Consider the following 15,759-nt stretch of genomic DNA (forward strand, 5'->3'; position numbering starts at 1 on the left):
GGGCTGAACCGGTCGGTTCTGAACGCCGCATGGGGACGCGTCGGCGCGCATCTCGCCTACAAGACGGCCCGCGTGGGTGGGGTGCTGGTGAGGGTTCCGGCGCCGTACACGTCGCAGCGCTGTCACGTCTGCGGGGTCGTCGACCGGGTGTCCCGCCCCGACCAGGNAACATTCCTGTGCACGTCGTGTGGCTGGTCGGGGAACGCGGATACCAACGCAAGTCTGAACATCAGGGCGGCTGGACTGTCGTCCATGGACGTGGAGATCTCCGGGTTGCCGGGGACGGTGAAGCGTCAACCACCCGGGAAGGCGGCATGATCCCCACCGGGAGTCCCCCTCGTTCACGAGGAGGAGGAAGCCAAAATTGGGTTGACTGGACTGTCGTCGACCCTCCGGTATGTGCAGGACTCCGCCGGGGACGCTGGTCAGGCGTGCGCGCCCGGGCGCCACAGCACGTCCCCCTGCGGGTTTGCCACCCGGGCGAGGATGAACAGCAGGTCCGACAGGCGGTTGAGGTACTTGGCGGCCAGCGGGCCGGTGCGCTCGGGCTCGGCGTCGAGCAGGGCCCAGACGGAGCGCTCGGCGCGGCGGGCCACGGTGCGGGCGGTGTGCAGCAGGGCCGCGCCCGGCGTGCCACCGGGCAGGATGAACGAGTCGAGCTTCGGCAGGTCGGCGTTGAAGCGGTCACACGCCTCCTCCAGCCGGTCGACGTACGCCGCGGTGATCCGCAGCGGGGGATAGGCCGGCTCGGCCACGACCGGCGTGCACAGGTCCGCGCCGACGTCGAACAGGTCGTTCTGGACCTGCCCGAGCACCGCCCGCACGTCGTCGGCCAGCCCTCCGAGGGCGAGCGCCACGCCGATCGCCGCGTTCGCCTCGTCGACGTCCGCGTAGGCGGCCAGCCGCGGATCCGTCTTCGCCACCCGGGACATGTCGCCCAGCGCCGTCGTGCCGTCATCCCCGGTGCGGGTGTAGATCCGGGTGAGGTGTACCGCCATGCCCCCACTCTAGGGAGCGGCCCCCCGTCAGGCGTCGCGCCCGCGCTCCCTCGCCGCCCGCGCCCCCGCGCCTTCACCGGCGAAGCACCCCGTGAGATCGATTGCGGTGCGTCCTGCACGGTCTGAGGCCCGGAAGCGTGCACAACGCATCTCGGACACCGGAGCAGCTCCGGTTCGCGGCCAATCAAGCTGTTGCGGGTTGCCACAGAACCGGCGGCACCCTCACGCGGCGCCGCCGGGACATGACCCAGCCGGAGGCGTGTGCGGTGGGGTTGGCGGTTGCTGCGGCGCTGTCTCACGCGCACGCCCGCGGGGTGCTGCACCGTGACATCAAGGCCGACAACGTGCTGTTCCGGGCTTGGGGAACATCGGTACAGCGGCTGGCGCTGAGAACGATCTTGAGTAGTGGGCGGTGAACTTCCAGCCCGGGTGGTCTGCTTCCTGGGGCCCTTCGGCCAAAGATCCATGGTCTGTAGCGGCGGGTGGTTGGCTCCGCCGCCTGCCGGTGGAATTTCCGACGGATGACCAGGCCGAGGCGTACGGGAAGTTCGTCGGAGGAGCCGACGCGCCCGGAGTTGGAGCGCTTCTTCTTCCTGGACGACGTGGACCGCGATCTGATCGCGCTGCGCCGTACGCAGTACCACCAACTGGGCTTCGCGCTACAGATGTGCACGGTGCGCTACATCATGACCCCAGGGGTCAGCCCGGGCCGCGAAGCCCTGACCCGCTCCCGGCTGGTCCACGTAGACCAGTACTACCTGCTACTACCTGCGCGCGGANACCATCGCTACGGCCAACGCCGCCCTGATCGAGGCCCAGGCGAAGGTGCCGCAGTCCCGCCCAGGGGGTGAAGCTGGGAAGGTGATGACGACCTGCGGAGAGCACGGGGCGTGGGAGTGCCGCGAGATCTTCGGTCTCGCCACCGCGGAAGTTCGCCTGGCATGACCTGCTGCCCGTCAGTCNGACAGCCAGTGCAGCTCGTGCGCCAGGGTCTTGGCGACGGCACGGACGCGGCGGTGTAGTGGCGACTGTTCGCGCGGAAGGACCAGGTGGATCGTCAGGCTGGGTGCGCCGTGCAGCGGTCGCCAGGTGATGCCGGGCGGTGGTGCCGTGACGGCGGNCTCGCCGGCCGGGGCGAGGGTGAGCCCGTCGCGCAGGTCGCGCTGTGACATGTCGAAAGCGACTGTGGGCGTGTGGAATCGGGGATGTGGCCGGGTATCGCGGAACAACGCGGCCAGCTGGTCGTGGATCACGGGGTTGGCCGCACGGTCGGGGAGTCGCAGCGGATACGCGGCCGCGGCGGCGATCTCGATCTCCGGGTGTTCGGCCAGCGGATGGTGCTGCGCCAATTGGACGCCGATCCGCTCACGCCGCAGCAGGTACCGGCGCACGCCACGGCCCGGCTGTTCACCGCGGGTGATCCCGGCATCGATGCGGCCGTCGGCGACCGCGGGGGAGATCTCCGGTGTCGCCATCGGGACCGCGCCGACCTCGAGTCCGCTGTTGCCGCGAATCAGCCTGTCCACCAGGGCCGGTGCCGTCTCGGCCCCGGCGCTGAGGCTGTATCCGATGCGCAGCGTGCCCAGTTCACCGGCCGCCGCGCTCCGGACGGTGTCCCATGCCCGATCCAGCGCCGCCAGCGCGGGCGGCGCGGACTCCGCCAAAGCCGCGCCGGCCGTGGTCAAGACGACGCTACGCGTGTTGCGGACCAGCAGGGCCGTACCGAGTTCCGCCTCCAATCGGCGCATCCGGGCGCTGAGCGCGGGCTGTGCGATACCGATCCGTGCGGCCGCGCGGGTGAAGTTCAACTCCTGCGCCAGCACCANGAAGTACCGCAGGCTCACCGTATCCGGCGCCACGTGCCCTCCCTGCCGATTGATAGCNATCCGTTCTGAGCCTATCCCGTACCGGTATTTCCCTCGACCGCACGCCAAGCCCTAACCTGCGCATATGACGATTCAACTGACCGCGGTCCTGGACATCGCACTCACGCGGCCCGCCGACCCTGATCTGGACGGAGGTCGTCATGCATAAGTTGGTGGTCCTGTATTCCAAGCCCGCCGACCCTGACCACTTCCGCGACTACTACGTGACCAACCACCTTCCACTGGTCATGAATTGGCCCGGCCTGCTTGCGTGGCGCTACAGCTTCGACGTGGCGGCGACCACGGGAGAAGCGCCGTATTTCGCGGTCTTCGAGGGCGACTTCGCTGACGCCGCCGCCATGGCCGCGGCGCGGGCGTCGCCGCAAGGCCAGCGGGTAGCCGCCGATGTCGCCAACTACGCCACCGGCGGTGCGGTCATCATCCACTATCCGGTGCAGGACGGCACCGGCTGACGTCGCCAACGCCAACAGCACCGGCTGCCTGGCCGCCCACCTGCTCGACACGACAGGGGCACAGACGGTCGCGATCGAGGTGGAGCAGGGCGACAGCCTCGGTCGACCGGCCAGCGTGCTCGCTTCGGCCCGACGCGGGCCGGCGGGCATCACGACCCGGGTCGGCGGGTTAGCGGTGGTCCGCGACGGACACCGAGGCGACAGCTAGACCGTCCTCTTAGCGGTTCGCCGGACTCGAAGGACCCCACCCCGTCGCCGAGCCCGTCGGCGACCCGGCCGGCCGAGAAGCCGCCGTCGTCGACCTTCGCGTCGACGGCGAGCGCGCGGCCGCCCGCGGTGACCGCGCCGGTCGTCGTGCTGAACAACTCGCGGATCAGTGGGCTGGCCGACTCTGCGGCCCGGCAGGTGGAGGCGGTCGGCTTCCCCATGTCGCGGACGGGTAGCTACCTGTCGATCTACAACGTGCCGGTGTCCACGGTCTTCTACGACGACGCGCACCGTGACGCCGCCCAGGCGCTCATGGACACCATCCCCAAGATCAAGGAAATTCTGCCCCGCTCGCAGGCGCAGATCGTCGCCTCCGACCCCCTGATCCTCGTCGTCACCCGCTACTGGCCGGCGGACTGACGCTTGCGAGGGCCGTTAGTTGTGGGCCAGTGGGCCCGGCGAGCAGGCGCCGCGCCACGCCGACGACTGAACCCGGGCGCCGGCCGATTGTCGTTGCTGACCGCACCGCGGGAGGCGCACCGCACCGCGGGAGGCGCACCCCCGGGGTGTCGGCGGTTCCCTCGGGAGAGGGGTCTCAGAGGCGGGCGTAGATCGCGGACGCGTCGTCGCTCACCCCGAAGCGGGGGAAGCGCGAGCAGCTCGGGTCGGCGCGCTCCGCCGCCCGCAGCCGGTCGAGCAGCTCCGCCTCGCGGCCCGCGGCGATCTCGTCGAGCAGCTCGGTGTCGTCGCGAACCAGGCCGAAGGGCCGGACGGCGCGGGCGAATCCGTCGGACATCGCCACCAACTCCGTCCCCGGGGCCACCGCGAGCGTGGTGGCGTACGCATGCTCGGCCGCGGCCGGCACGTCCGACAGCATCCAGGAGCCCCGCGGGGTGTTGCGCCACCGTCGACGTTCCCGGTTATGGGCGTGGGCGCGGGCGTAGGCGTCGGCGGCCGTCTCGCCGCGGTCCAGCTCGGTGCGGACCCGCTCGAGCAGCGCCTCCTCCACCCCGGCGAACTGCGGATCGACGAACTCGATCACGGTGGCGCCGGGCGGGCGCAGCAGGACCGGACTGTCACCGAGCAGGCACAGATCGAGTCGGCCGTCGCGGACGCGGGCCAGGCTCAGCGTCGCCGTCGGGAAGCCGTCGGCGGGCAGCCCGGCTCCACGCCCCTCGGCGCGGACGTGGCCGACAAGGTCTCGCAGCACCGCCCGCAGCGGACGACCCTCCCAGGGCACCTGGGCCAGGAACGCGTCGGCCACCGCGCTGAGCCAGGCCGCCGGGGAACGACCGTCCACCTGGACCTCGTCGCCCAGCGGGGTCGCGCCGTCGATCACCCACAGCCCGTCCGGACGGCAACCGGCCGCATCCTCGTTATCCGGCTTGTCCGACCGACTGATGGACCGCAGCACCCGCACCCGTCGGCCCCCACCCGGTCATGAGAAAACCCGCCGTCACGAGTATCACCCCGACGATCGCGGGGGCCAGCCGACGCCAGACCGACCCGCTGCCGCCCGCCGTCCCCGATGCGCAGGGCGTACTCGGCGCCGGTCGAGTCCTCGTCCTCGATCGCCCGCGCAATGCTGGCGCGGGCGGTGGTGAACGCGCCCCGCAACGTGGCGATCCTGGCGTGGGTGGCGTGGTAACGGGCGTACCGACCGTCGCTGAGCGCGATGGCTTGGCGGACGTGCCGTTCGGCGTCCAGAAGCAGGCGCGGGTCGCTGTCAGGATCACGCTCATGACGGTCCGCGATGACTTCGGCGGCCAGGTGCAGTACACCAGGAACACTCGCCAACCGCTCGACGGCCTCGACGGCGAAGGTCAACGCGGCATCGAGGTTCGCGGGGTCGTCGCCGAGTGCGGCGTAGTACTCGGCCTGCAGGTAGAAGAACATCGGGTGCCGGCCGAACCGAGACTGGTAGCGGTCGGTGTTCGCGCGGTGTCTGCGGTGGTCCTTGCGTCGCCAGGCTCGTACCTGCAGGCAGTAGAAGGCGTTGAACCGGGTCTGCTCGGGCAGGTCGGCGCCCTCGATGATCGCGGTGAGGGCTTCGTCGCCCGCGTCCGGCCCGGCCAGCAACGCTCGAGCGGCGGTGCCGAACCCCGGATCGGTCTCCGGCGGCAGGTCCGCCAGCCGCTGACGGAGACTGTCGCTCACCCCGATTTCCGTGGTGCAAAGAGTACGTTCCGCACATGCATTCGGTGAGCGTAGCCGGAGTGACACTCCACGAGAACGGGTCGATTCTGTGTATCCGGCGTAGGGACACCGGAGCCTGGCAGATTCCCGGCGGAGTCCTTGAACGCGGCGAGACCATCCAGGCCGGGCTGTGTCGTGAGGTTGCCGAGGAGACCGGCGCGTTTGTCCGGCCGGTCCGCTTGACGGGGGTCTACCTGAAGCCCTGGCCGGGCGGGGGGAGCCGTTCGTCCGGGCTCATGACGGGGTGTCCGTGGTGGGGGCGGACGGATCGGGATGAGGCGAGCGCGCAGGGTGGTGGGGGTCAATCCGGTGGGTGCCGGTGAAGATCTTTGCGCCAGGACCTAGCATCGAGGTCCGTGGAGCGCTTCGTCGTGACAGGCGGCACCCGACTGGCCGGCGAGGTAGCCGTCCCGGGCGCGAAGAACTCGGTTCTCAAACTGATGGCCGCGAGCCTGCTGGCCGCCGGTCGCACGACCCTGACCGCCGTTCCCGACATCCTCGACGTCACCGTGATGTCCGAGGTGCTGGTCGGACTCGGCGCGACGGTGGAGCGGGATGTCGGCGGTGGCCGGCTCGGCATCGACGTTCCCGAGACGCCCGGGTTCTCGGCCGACGGGGAGCTCGTCCGGCGGATCCGGGCGTCGGTGGCGGTACTCGGCCCACTGGTCGCCCGCTGCGGGGAGGCCCGGGTCGCCCTGCCCGGGGGGGACGCGATCGGCTCGCGGGCGCTCGACATCCACGTCAACGGGCTGGCCAAGCTCGGGGCGCTGGTGGACGTCGAGGGCGGCGCGCTGGTGGCGCGCTGCTCGGGTCGGCTACAGGGGGCGTCGATCTGGCTGGACTTCCCCAGCGTCGGCGCCACCGAGAACCTCCTCATGGCCGGCGTCCTCGCCAAGGGCACGACCGTGATCGACAACGCCGCCCAGGAACCCGAGATCGCCGACCTCTGCGCGATGCTGACGGCGATGGGCGGGCGCATCGACGGTGCGGGTTCGTCGACCCTGGTGATCGACGGTGTGGACGCGCTGTCCCCGGTCGAGCACCGGACGGTGCCGGACCGCATCGTCGCCGGCACGTACGCGATCGGCGCGCTGATGACCGGCGGCGACGTCATGATCCGGCACGGCCGGGCCGGGCATCTCGGGATCGTGCTGGAGAAGCTGGTGCAGGCCGGCGCGGAGATCGACGTCCGTGACGACGGGTTCCGCGTGGTCGGCCGGGACCGCCCGCGTTCGATCGACGTCGTGACCCTGCCCTACCCCGGGTTTCCGACGGATCTGCTGCCGCAGATCATCGCGCTGGAGGCGATCAGCAGCGGGACGTCGCTGATCACCGAGAACGTCTTCGACAGTCGCTTCGTGTTCTGCCGCGAGCTGCACAAGCTGGGCGCTGACCTGCGCACCGACGGCCATCACGTCATCGTGCGGCCCGCGGACCGGCTGACGGCGGCCCGGGTGATGGCGTCGGACGTGCGGGCCGGCGCGGGCCTGGTGCTTGCCGCCCTCGTCGCCGAGGGCGAGACCGAGGTGACCGACGTGTACCACATTGATCGTGGCTATGCCGGCTTCGTGGAGAACATGACCGCGCTCGGCGCCGACATCCGGCGGGTCTCCGACCGGGCGGTGGCCTGAGCGGCAGCCTGAGCCGCCTCAGGTCTGCCGAGCCGCCTCAGGTCTGCCGAGCCGCCTCAGGTCTGCCGAGCCGCCTCAGGTCTGCGAGGACAGCCCGCCGGGTGGGGTGGCCAGGGCGCGGGCGGCCCGGGCCGCGTCGGCGCCGAAGACGAGCACGTGCCGGCGCTGCCGGGGTCGGGACAGGATGTTGCCGGCGGCGTCGATGTGCAGCGGGGTCATCGCCATCGCCCAGGTGGAGCGGATGCCCCGGGTGCGCAGGGCGGCCCGGGCCCGGCTCACCTCGGCCGGCGTGTCGACGACCGCGACGGGGACGAGCAGCCCGAAGTCGTGACCGAGCACGACCCCGCGGGGCAGTGCCCGCAGCGGGGTGGACGCCCAGCGCGCCATGACCATCAGCAACCCCACGGTCAGCATCGCCAACGCCGGTTCGACGAAGTACTGCGCCGAGTTCACGGCCACCTGGCACCTCCGAATCACCGCGCCGCAACCGGGTCACGGGGGCGCGCGGGAGCCTCGGACGGAGCTCCTCGCCCGTCGACATCCGGTCTCCATGGTCCCAGACGCACGGCGGATCGGCAGGAGTTCCCGCCCCGATCCGTCCTGATCCCGTCGCGGAATCCGACAGAGGAAACATCGCGCCGCGATGGCTGGGATCATCGAGGTAACCGGCCCCGACCCCCCGTGGCCGAGCGACGACGGTTCGGACGAGGCGAGAGGGCGTAAGGCGGTCCGTCATGCGCGGAACCGCACCTGGGTGCTACCCGCGGTCGACGCGGATAGCTGGTAGCGCCGGCGTCACGGTGAGCGGGGGTGCCGGGCGGCCGGGGACGGGAGACCACATGAACAACGACGTGAACGTGGTGCACATGTACGGTCCGCGCGGGGCGGGCGGCCGCTGCGGGCAGGCGGTGCGGCTGGTGGGCAGGGTGGACGTGCGGACGGTGGGCGCGTTGCGGTCCCTGCTGCACGCCGCCATCGACAACGGCAGCGGGCCGCTGCGCGTCGATGTCGCCGGGTTGGAACTCGGCGACCATGCGGCGCTCGGGGTGCTGCTCGGCGGGGCGCGCCGGGCCAGGGCGGCGGGCCGATCCATGGTGCTCGTCGACGTGCCGAGCGCGCTGGGCCGGATGTTCGCCGCCAACCGGCTCGGGCGGCTGCTGCGGTTCGAGGAGCCGACCGAGCTGGTGCACGTCGGGCACGCCTGAGCCGCCTCGCGCCGCCGCCCTCGCGGCCGGCGACCGGGCGAAGCGGACCGAACCTGGGTGGATGCGCACCGTCATCCCGGGCGCGCCCGCGTGCCTACTGGACGTCCGATGCGGCATGCTTGCCGGGTACCTGCTGATCGGGTACTGCTTTCGGGTCACTGGCCCGGCTGATGACATGGTGGACGCCGGACGGAGGTCTGCAGGACGTGGAGGTGCCCGCGCGGGTGGATATCGCCGGCGAACGCAGTGCGCGGCCCGCGGGGCTTCTCGGCGTGCGTGAGGTGCGGCCGGTCGTCGCGGTCGCGGCGTTCCTCGTCGCGGTCCTGATCGGCGTGGCCATCGGCTACGCCACCGCCGACCGCGGCTCGGGCGACGGCACGACGGTCAACTCGTCCGGCCAGCCGGCGCCCGAGCTCACCCCCGCCCTGCGCACCGCACCGTGGGAGGGCATCCGCCAGCCGGGCCGGGCGCACCAGATGCGGGTCGACGACGAGCCGAACCCCACCGCGCTTCGGCTGGCCCTGTCCTGGACGGTCGCCGAGCAGATCAGGGCCGCGGGCAACAGCACGATCACCGCGGCTCAGGTCACCGTGCCGCAGGGCATGTTCTTCGGCGCCGTCGAGGGCGTCGACGCCGCGCACGACGCGTACTGGGCGATCGGCCGCATCGAGGTCGCGGGCGTTGCCAGCCGGCCGCCCGACCCGTACGTGTGGCGGCGGATCGGCACGGGGCCGTGGACGATCGTCAGGAACGGCCCGAACGCCTGCACGGCGATTCCCCCGGTCCTCATCCAGGAGTGGAAGGGCCAGCCCGCCCCCTGCGCGGGCTGAGCGTGCGCCGCGCCGACAGGCGGGGCTCAGTGGGTCGGCCTAGTCTCTGACTCGTCGCCCGCGGTCCGCGCGGGCTGAGGCCGGCGTGATGACCCCGCCCGCGCCTGCCGTCGGTCGGTCCCCGGCCCCGGCGCAGCGCCCCAGAGAGGCGGCGGCGATGACGGACCTGTCAACCCGCTCGGCGAATCCGCACGGCACCCGCACCCCGCAGTCGTCCTCCCGCCCCGAGGCCGGCGCCAACCGCCCCGCAGACGCCCGTTCCGACGCCGACACCGGTGCCGGCGCCGGGCGCGGAGCCCGGGATCGGGGCTGGATCATCCGCACCTACGCGGGACATTCCAGCCCCGCCGAGAGCAACACCCTGTACCGCCGCAACCTCGCGAAGGGCCAGACCGGCCTGTCGGTGGCCTTCGACCTGCCGACCCAGACCGGCTACGACCCGGATCATCCGCTCGCCCGCGGCGAGGTGGGCCGGGTCGGCGTGCCGATCGCGCACCTCGGTGACCTGCGCGATCTGTTCGACGGAATCCCGCTGGCCCGCACCAACACGTCGATGACGATCAACGCCACCGCCATGTGGCTGCTCGCGCTCTACCAGGTCGTCGCGCAGGAGCAGGGCGCCGACCCGGCCGAGCTCGCCGGCACCACGCAGAACGACATCATCAAGGAGTACCTCTCGCGGGGGACGTACATCTTCCCGCCGGGGCCGTCGCTGCGGCTGGTGACCGACCTGATCGCCTACTCGGTGGCGGAGCTGCCGCGGTGGAACCCGATCAACATCTGCAGCTATCACCTGCAGGAGGCCGGGGCGACCCCGGTGCAGGAGCTCGCGTTCACGATGTGCTCGGCGATCGCCGTGCTCGACGCCGTGGCGGCCACGGGGACGATCCCCGCCGCGCGGATGGGGGAGGTGTGTGCCCGGATCTCGTTCTTCGTCAACGCCGGGGAGCGTTTCGTCGAGGAGATGTGCAAGATGCGGGCGTTCGGGCAGCTGTGGGACGACCTGCTGCGCACCCGGTACGGGGTGAGTGACCCGGCGGCGCGCCGGTTCCGCTACGGCGTGCAGGTCAACTCGCTCGGGCTGACCGAGGCCCAGCCGGAGAACAACGTCATCCGGATCGTGCTGGAGACCCTGGGCGTCACCCTGTCGAAGGACGCGCGGTGCCGGGCGCTGCAGCTCCCGACCTGGAACGAGGCGCTCGGCCTGCCCAGGCCGTGGGACCAGCAGTGGTCCCTGCGCGTCCAGCAGATCCTCGCCCACGAGACCGACCTGCTGGAGTACGACGACCTGTTCACCGGCTCGCCCGTCGTCGAGGACCGGGTGCGCCGGCTGGTGGCGGACGCGACCGCCGAGATCGACCGGGTCCAGGCGATGGGCGGGGCGGTGGCCGCCGTCGAGAGCGGCTACCTGAAGTCGGCGCTGGTCTCCGCCCAGGCGGGCCGCCGCGCGCGGATCGAGAGCGGCGAGGATGTCGTCGTCGGCGTGAACCGGTTCACCGAGACCGAGCCGAGCCCGTTGCTCGCCGAGCTCGACACGGCGATCCAGACGGTCGACCCGGCCTTCGAGCCCGCGGCCCGGGAATCGCTCGCCGCCTGGCGGGCCGGGCGTGATCCGTCCGCCGTCCGGGAGGCGCTGCTCGGGCTGCGCACCGCCGCCGGCACCGAGGTGAACCTCGTCCCCGCGACGCTGGCCTGTGCACGGGCGGGCGTCACCACCGGAGAGTGGGCCGACACTCTGCGAGAGGTGTTCGGCGAGTACCGCGCACCGACCGGGGTGAGCGGCGCCGTCGGAGTCGGCGGGGATGGGGGTGGGACCGGGCTCGAGGAGCTGCGTGCCCTGGTGGCTCGCACGGGCGCGCAGCTCGGGCGGCCGGTGAAGATGCTCGTCGGCAAGCCCGGCCTCGACGGCCACTCCAACGGCGCGGAGCAGATCGCCGTGCGCGCCCGCGACGCCGGCTTCGAGGTCGTCTACCAGGGGATCCGGCTGACCCCCGGGCAGCTCGTGGCCGCCGCGGTCGAGGAGGACGTGCACGTCGTCGGGCTGTCGGTGCTCTCCGGGGCCCACCTGGACCTGGTGGGCGAGGTGCTCGGCGGGCTGCGTACCGCCGGCGCCGGGGAGGTTCCCGTCGTCGTCGGCGGCATCATCCCCCCGGCGGACGCGCGGGAGCTGGCCCGCCTCGGCGTGGCCGCGGTGTTCACGCCCCGGGACTATGAGCTCAGCGCCATAATTCGCGGCATCGTGGAGGTCGTACGGTCGAGGCATGCCCTCGACCACCCCTGACGCGGCCGAACCCGGCCGGCCCGGCCCGGCGCCGAGCAGCTCGAGCGCCGGTCCGAGCGCCGGTCCGAGCGCCGGTCCGACCCTGGATGACGCCATCGCCCTCGCCACCCGGGTCCATACCGGCCAGATCGACAAGGGCGGCGAGGAGTACATCGGCCATCCGCTGCGCGTCATGGCGACGGTCGCCCGCACCGCCGAGGCCGCCGGCGTGGACCCGCACACCGCCCAGCTCGCCGCCGTTCTGCACGACGTCGTCGAGGACAGCGACACCACGCTCGCGGACCTCACCGCCGCCGGCTACCCCGCGCCGGTCGTCGCCGCCGTCGACGCCCTGTCGCACCGTCCCGACGAGTCGATGCAGGACTACCTGGCCCGCGTCGCCGCCGACCCGCTCGCCGTCGTCGTCAAGCGAGCGGACATGCAGGACAACTCCGACCCCGCCCGCCTCGGCCGCCTGGCTCCCGACCAGGCCGAACGCCTTGCCACCCGCTACGCCGGCCGCCGCGAGCTCCTCGACGACCTCGTCTCCGCCCNCAACATCCGTCCCGGCCGGAGGTGAACACCGGCGGCCACCGGACGGCGGGGCGGTCAGGGGGGTCGCGATAACGTGACGTCATGCGGCTTGTCATCGCTCGGTGCAGTGTCGACTACGTCGGACGTCTTACCGCCCATCTGCCGAGCGCCGTCCGACTGGTGCTCGTCAAGGCGGACGGGTCGGTGTCGATCCACGCCGACGGGCGAGCGTACAAGCCGCTGAACTGGATGAGCCCGCCCTGCGTCATCGCGGAGGAGGCGGGGGTCTGGCGGGTGACCAACCGGGCCGCCGAGCAGCTCGTCATCACCCTCGAGGAGATCCTCCACGACTCCAGCCACGAACTGGGCATCGACCCGGGGCTGCGCAAGGACGGCGTCGAGGCTCACCTGCAGGTCCTGCTCGCCGACCGGCCGGACGCGATCGCCCCGGGGCTCACCCTGATCCGCCGCGAGTACGAGACCGGGATCGGGCCGGTCGATCTGCTCTGCCGCGACAGCGATGGATCCACCGTGGCCGTCGAGATCAAGCGTAAGGGTGAGATCGACGGGGTCGAGCAGCTCACCCGCTACCTCGTCCGGCTGGATGCGGACCCGGCGCTGCCGCATCCGGTGCGGGGCATCCTCGCCGCGCAGTCGATCACCCCGCAGGCCCGGCTGCTGGCTGCCGACCGCGGACTGGGCTGCGCCGTCGTCGACTACGACGAGCTGCGCGGGCTGGAACCCTCCATTCCGACCCTGTTCTGACCGCCCGTCCCCGCCGGCCCGTCCCCGCCGGCCCGTCCCCGCCGGAAATCCGTTCGAGGCGGCCGGCGCGCCATTCCGGAGTATCGGTTCTTCCGGGGCCGGCCGCGGAAATTCCTGACGGGTCATCGCGGCATTGCCGGCGGTCTCGTCTTTCGTCGCTCTTTTCCCGGGCTGGAAGAAGATGTTTCAGGGGCGAGGGATTCGTCACTCCGGTGAACTCCGACTGATCTCGGGCCGGGCGGTGGAAAGGCTGGGAGAATCGACGGGTCCGCGGTTGGATACCGTGCGGCCCGCGATATCGGGCACATTTTCGTCGGGCTGTCGCGACGACTCTGAGGAGTCAGGGCATGGCCGAAAGAGCCCGGCGGGGAACGCATGCGCACGACAGGTCGGAAAACGCCTCCCGCACCGGCGGCGACGTCGCGACGGTTTCGGCGGATGGGCGGCCCGCCTCCGACGGGGGCCCGCGGTGGCGGCGGGTCGGGGTGGTGGGGCTCGGCACCATGGGGGCCGGGATCGCCGAGGTGCTGGCCAGGGCCGGGCTCGACGTCGTCGGCGTCGAACGGGACACCGAGGCGCTGGGCCGGGCCCGCGGGCGGATCGAGCACTCCCTGGACCGGGCGGCCCGCCATGGCCACCTGACCGACGACGTTCGCGGCGAGCTGCTCGGCCGGCTGAGCCTCGGCACCGAGCTCGCCGCGGTGGCCGGCTGCGACCTGGTGATCGAGGCTATCGATGAGCGGCTCGACGCCAAGACCGCGCTGTTCGCCCGGCTCGACGAGGTCTGCCCGCCGGCGACCGTCCTGGCGACGAACACCAGCTCCCTGTCGGTGACGGAGCTCGCCGCGGGTACCGATCGCTCGGCCCGGGTGCTCGGCATGCACTGGTTCAACCCGGCGCCGGTGATGGGCCTGGTCGAGGTCGTCCGCACGGTGGTGACCGACGCCGACGCCCTGGCCGCGGTCGTCTCGCTGGTGGGCGCGGTCGGCAAGACGGCCGTCGTCGCCGCGGACCGGGCCGGGTTCATCGTCAACGCGCTGCTGTTCGGCTACCTGAACAACGCGGTGCGGATGGTCGAGGCGCGCTTCGCCACCCGGGAGGACGTCGACGCGGCGATGCGGCTCGGCTGCGGTCATCCGATGGGCCCGCTGGCCCTGCTCGACCTCATCGGCCTCGACGCGGCGCACGCCATCCTCGCGTCGATGTACGACCAGACCCGCGATCACCTCCACGCCCCGGCGCCGCTGCTCGGCCAGCTCGTCGCGGCCGGCCTGCTGGGCCGCAAGACCGGCCGCGGTTTCTACACCTACCCGGAGACGGACTCCCCGGACGTGCCGTCCGAGGGCCCCGCCAGGGCCGACCCCGGCGCAGTCGAGGAGCCCGGCGGAGGTGTCGGCGGGGCGGCGATGCGGGTTCGGTCGGTCGGGATCGTGGGCAGCGGCACGATGGCGCGAGGCATCGCCGAGGTACTGGCCCGATCGGGCCATGACGTCGTCCTGCGGGCCCGGCGGCCGGATGCCGCCGACGCGGCGCTCGGCCGGGTCGAGGCGTCGCTGGCGGCGGCGGTCGCCAAGGGCCGGCTGTCCGACGACGACCGCGACGCCGCCCTGGGCCGGCTGCGCGTGACCACGGACCTCGGCGAGCTCGGCGGCTGCGACGTGCTGCTGGAGGCGGTCGTCGAGGACCTGGCGGTCAAGCGGGAGCTGTTCACCGACCTGGACAAGGTCGCCCGGCCCGGCGCCGTGCTGGCGACCACGACGTCCTCCCTGCCGGTCGTCGAGTGCGCCACCGCGACCCGGCGGCCCGAGGACGTCGTCGGCATGCACTGGTTCAACCCGGCCCAGGTGATGCGCCTGGTCGAGGTGGTACCCACGGTGCTCACCGGGGACGGGGCGACGGCGACGGTCCTGGCGCTGGCGCGGGCGGCGGGCCGGCACCCGGTGCGCTGCGCCGACCGGGCCGGGTTCATCGTCAACGCGCTGCTGTTCCCCTACCTGAACGACGCCGTGAAGATGCTGCAGGCGAACTACGCCACGATCGAGGACATCGACACGGCGATGACCGTCGGCTGCGGCCATCCCATGGGCCCGTTCGCCCTCGCCGACGTGGTCGGGCTCGACGTCACCCTCGCCATCACCCGCTCGCTGTACGAGCAGTTCCGCGAGCCGGGCTACGCCCCGGCACCGCTGCTGGAGCATCTCGTCCGGGCCCGCTTCCTGGGTCGCAAGACCGGCCGGGGCTTTCTCGTGCATCCACGCCGGTAGTCCGATCCGCCGGACGCGGAACCGGGGGTGCCGGGGCGGGGATCCCGCCGCCCGAGACACGGCGCCGGTGGGGTCGCCAGATCGAGGCGTCCCAGGCAGAACGTGGCACGCCGCGGGGGCGTCGTCCGTTGACAGGTGACGGCCGGCGCCGCGGTCGCCCGTGGAAGGTGCCGGATGCGGCACTAGTAGACCGTCGCTGTTTAGTTCTGGGGTGTGGCAGGCTGGTGTTGGCAGATCTTCCTCGTCCCCTCTGCCGGTCAGGACAAGTCATGCCGTCACAGAAGAAGCGGCCGGTCACCTTGACCGCGGCCGATCGTGAAGCGTTGGTTCGGGTCACCACCACGGGTGTGCATCCGGCCTCGATGATCAGGCGGGCGCAGGTGCTGCTCGCGTTGGACACCTCGACCGGCGAGGTTGATCCTGTCGAGGTGATCGCGGCACGGCTGGGTGTCTCGGGTGAGACGCTGCGGCTGGTCGCCAAGCGGTTCGCCGAGACCAGCGGCGACATCTGGGCCACGGTCGGGCGCAGGC

14 protein-coding genes and 7 pseudogenes are annotated in these 15,759 nt (G+C 72.2%); 15 read left to right on the forward strand and 6 right to left on the reverse strand.

From position 1 onward, the window contains the following. Positions 1-18 precede the first annotated feature (18 nt). Both UK82_RS43620 and UK82_RS43625 read left to right on the forward strand, forming a co-directional pair. A partial coding sequence (locus UK82_RS43620) for a zinc ribbon domain-containing protein (RefSeq protein WP_396230680.1) occupies positions 19-166 on the forward strand: 148 nt, incomplete at its 3' end. Position 167: 1 nt separating this feature from the next. Then, positions 168-318: pseudogene (locus UK82_RS43625) on the forward strand (RNA-guided endonuclease TnpB family protein); the annotation flags it as partial. 107 nt (positions 319-425) lie between these two features. Here the strand turns inward: UK82_RS43625 and UK82_RS29805 are convergent. Next, on the reverse strand, positions 426-998 hold the full coding sequence (locus tag UK82_RS29805) for a cob(I)yrinic acid a,c-diamide adenosyltransferase (protein WP_044886700.1): 573 nt from the start codon (positions 996-998) through the stop codon (positions 426-428). A gap of 212 nt (positions 999-1,210) precedes the next feature. Between UK82_RS29805 and UK82_RS43630 the strand changes: the two are divergent. Together UK82_RS43630 and UK82_RS34560 are read left to right on the forward strand one after the other, a co-directional pair. Then, positions 1,211-1,363 (forward strand): annotated as a pseudogene (locus tag UK82_RS43630) (protein kinase); the annotation flags it as partial. Positions 1,364-1,497: 134 nt separating this feature from the next. Then, a pseudogene (locus UK82_RS34560) lies at positions 1,498-1,777 on the forward strand (DUF4158 domain-containing protein); the annotation flags it as partial. A gap of 184 nt (positions 1,778-1,961) precedes the next feature. Here the strand turns inward: UK82_RS34560 and UK82_RS43635 are convergent. Further along, positions 1,962-2,118, reverse strand: a pseudogene (locus UK82_RS43635) (LysR family transcriptional regulator); the annotation flags it as partial. 1 nt (position 2,119) lies between these two features. Next, a pseudogene (locus UK82_RS43640) lies at positions 2,120-2,746 on the reverse strand (LysR family transcriptional regulator); the annotation flags it as partial. A gap of 278 nt (positions 2,747-3,024) precedes the next feature. On the opposite strand from UK82_RS43640, the gene UK82_RS29820 reads away from it, so the two are divergent. Both UK82_RS29820 and UK82_RS29830 read left to right on the forward strand, forming a co-directional pair. After that, the gene (locus tag UK82_RS29820) at positions 3,025-3,336 is read left to right on the forward strand and encodes an EthD family reductase (RefSeq protein ID WP_044886698.1); all 312 of its coding nucleotides are present in this window, start codon (positions 3,025-3,027) and stop codon (positions 3,334-3,336) included. Between the two features lie 336 nt (positions 3,337-3,672). Beyond that, on the forward strand, positions 3,673-3,963 hold the full coding sequence (locus UK82_RS29830) for a LytR C-terminal domain-containing protein (RefSeq protein WP_052681250.1): 291 nt from the start codon (positions 3,673-3,675) through the stop codon (positions 3,961-3,963). Between the two features lie 175 nt (positions 3,964-4,138). Here UK82_RS29830 and UK82_RS29835 read toward each other — a convergent pair whose 3' ends face one another. Both UK82_RS29835 and UK82_RS29840 read right to left on the reverse strand, forming a co-directional pair. After that, the gene (locus tag UK82_RS29835) at positions 4,139-4,882 is read right to left on the reverse strand and encodes a protein phosphatase 2C domain-containing protein (RefSeq protein WP_236706604.1); all 744 of its coding nucleotides are present in this window, start codon (positions 4,880-4,882) and stop codon (positions 4,139-4,141) included. Further along, positions 4,879-5,700 carry a hypothetical protein gene (locus UK82_RS29840; protein WP_199865446.1) on the reverse strand — a complete coding sequence of 274 codons (822 nt, stop codon included), beginning with the start codon at positions 5,698-5,700 and terminating at the stop codon, positions 4,879-4,881. The genes UK82_RS29835 and UK82_RS29840 overlap by 4 nt, the downstream gene beginning before the upstream one ends. Positions 5,701-5,735: 35 nt before the next feature. Between UK82_RS29840 and UK82_RS32245 the strand changes: the two genes are divergently transcribed. Then, complete coding sequence (locus tag UK82_RS32245) at positions 5,736-6,062, forward strand: NUDIX hydrolase (protein ID WP_082122083.1); 327 nt, start codon at positions 5,736-5,738, stop codon at positions 6,060-6,062. A gap of 33 nt (positions 6,063-6,095) precedes the next feature. After that, positions 6,096-7,370 carry a UDP-N-acetylglucosamine 1-carboxyvinyltransferase gene (gene murA, locus UK82_RS29845; protein ID WP_236706605.1) on the forward strand — a complete coding sequence of 425 codons (1,275 nt, stop codon included), beginning with the start codon at positions 6,096-6,098 and terminating at the stop codon, positions 7,368-7,370. A gap of 75 nt (positions 7,371-7,445) precedes the next feature. On the opposite strand, the gene UK82_RS29850 is transcribed toward murA, so the two are convergent. Then, positions 7,446-7,829, reverse strand: coding sequence for a hypothetical protein (locus UK82_RS29850; RefSeq protein WP_082122082.1), 384 nt, complete (start codon positions 7,827-7,829; stop codon positions 7,446-7,448). 380 nt (positions 7,830-8,209) lie between these two features. Here UK82_RS29850 and UK82_RS29855 point away from each other — a divergent pair, with 380 nt between their 5' ends. The 7 genes and pseudogenes from UK82_RS29855 to UK82_RS29885 form a co-directional block, all read left to right on the forward strand. Next, positions 8,210-8,575: an STAS domain-containing protein gene (locus UK82_RS29855; RefSeq protein ID WP_044886696.1), complete on the forward strand. Its 366-nt coding sequence runs from the start codon at positions 8,210-8,212 to the stop codon at positions 8,573-8,575. A gap of 212 nt (positions 8,576-8,787) precedes the next feature. Beyond that, the gene (locus UK82_RS29860) at positions 8,788-9,405 is read left to right on the forward strand and encodes a hypothetical protein (protein ID WP_055410761.1); all 618 of its coding nucleotides are present in this window, start codon (positions 8,788-8,790) and stop codon (positions 9,403-9,405) included. 157 nt (positions 9,406-9,562) lie between these two features. Next, entirely contained in the window at positions 9,563-11,686 is a 2,124-nt protein-coding gene (locus UK82_RS29865; RefSeq protein WP_236706606.1) for a protein meaA, read from the forward strand. 172 nt (positions 11,687-11,858) lie between these two features. After that, positions 11,859-12,219 (forward strand): annotated as a pseudogene (locus UK82_RS29870) (phosphohydrolase); the annotation flags it as partial. A gap of 82 nt (positions 12,220-12,301) precedes the next feature. Then, entirely contained in the window at positions 12,302-12,964 is a 663-nt protein-coding gene (gene nucS, locus UK82_RS29875; protein WP_055410759.1) for an endonuclease NucS, read from the forward strand. 503 nt (positions 12,965-13,467) lie between these two features. Further along, positions 13,468-15,228 carry a 3-hydroxybutyryl-CoA dehydrogenase gene (locus UK82_RS29880; RefSeq protein WP_236706607.1) on the forward strand — a complete coding sequence of 587 codons (1,761 nt, stop codon included), beginning with the start codon at positions 13,468-13,470 and terminating at the stop codon, positions 15,226-15,228. A 269-nt stretch (positions 15,229-15,497) separates the two neighbouring features. Continuing rightward, a pseudogene (locus tag UK82_RS29885) lies at positions 15,498-15,759 on the forward strand (helix-turn-helix domain-containing protein); the annotation flags it as partial.

This window comes from Frankia sp. ACN1ag (genome assembly GCF_001414035.1).
Taxonomy (GTDB): Bacteria; Actinomycetota; Actinomycetes; order Frankiales; family Frankiaceae; genus Frankia; species Frankia torreyi.

Coding starts and splice junctions, on each gene's coding strand:
- UK82_RS29805 (WP_044886700.1), bottom strand. CDS start 998: ATGGCGGTACACCTCACCCGGATCTACACCCGCACCGGGGATGACGGC.
- UK82_RS29820 (WP_044886698.1), top strand. CDS start 3,025: ATGCATAAGTTGGTGGTCCTGTATTCCAAGCCCGCCGACCCTGACCAC.
- UK82_RS32245 (WP_082122083.1), top strand. CDS start 5,736: ATGCATTCGGTGAGCGTAGCCGGAGTGACACTCCACGAGAACGGGTCG.
- UK82_RS29855 (WP_044886696.1), top strand. CDS start 8,210: ATGAACAACGACGTGAACGTGGTGCACATGTACGGTCCGCGCGGGGCG.
- UK82_RS29865 (WP_236706606.1), top strand. CDS start 9,563: ATGACGGACCTGTCAACCCGCTCGGCGAATCCGCACGGCACCCGCACC.
- nucS (WP_055410759.1), top strand. CDS start 12,302: ATGCGGCTTGTCATCGCTCGGTGCAGTGTCGACTACGTCGGACGTCTT.
- UK82_RS29880 (WP_236706607.1), top strand. CDS start 13,468: ATGGGGGCCGGGATCGCCGAGGTGCTGGCCAGGGCCGGGCTCGACGTC.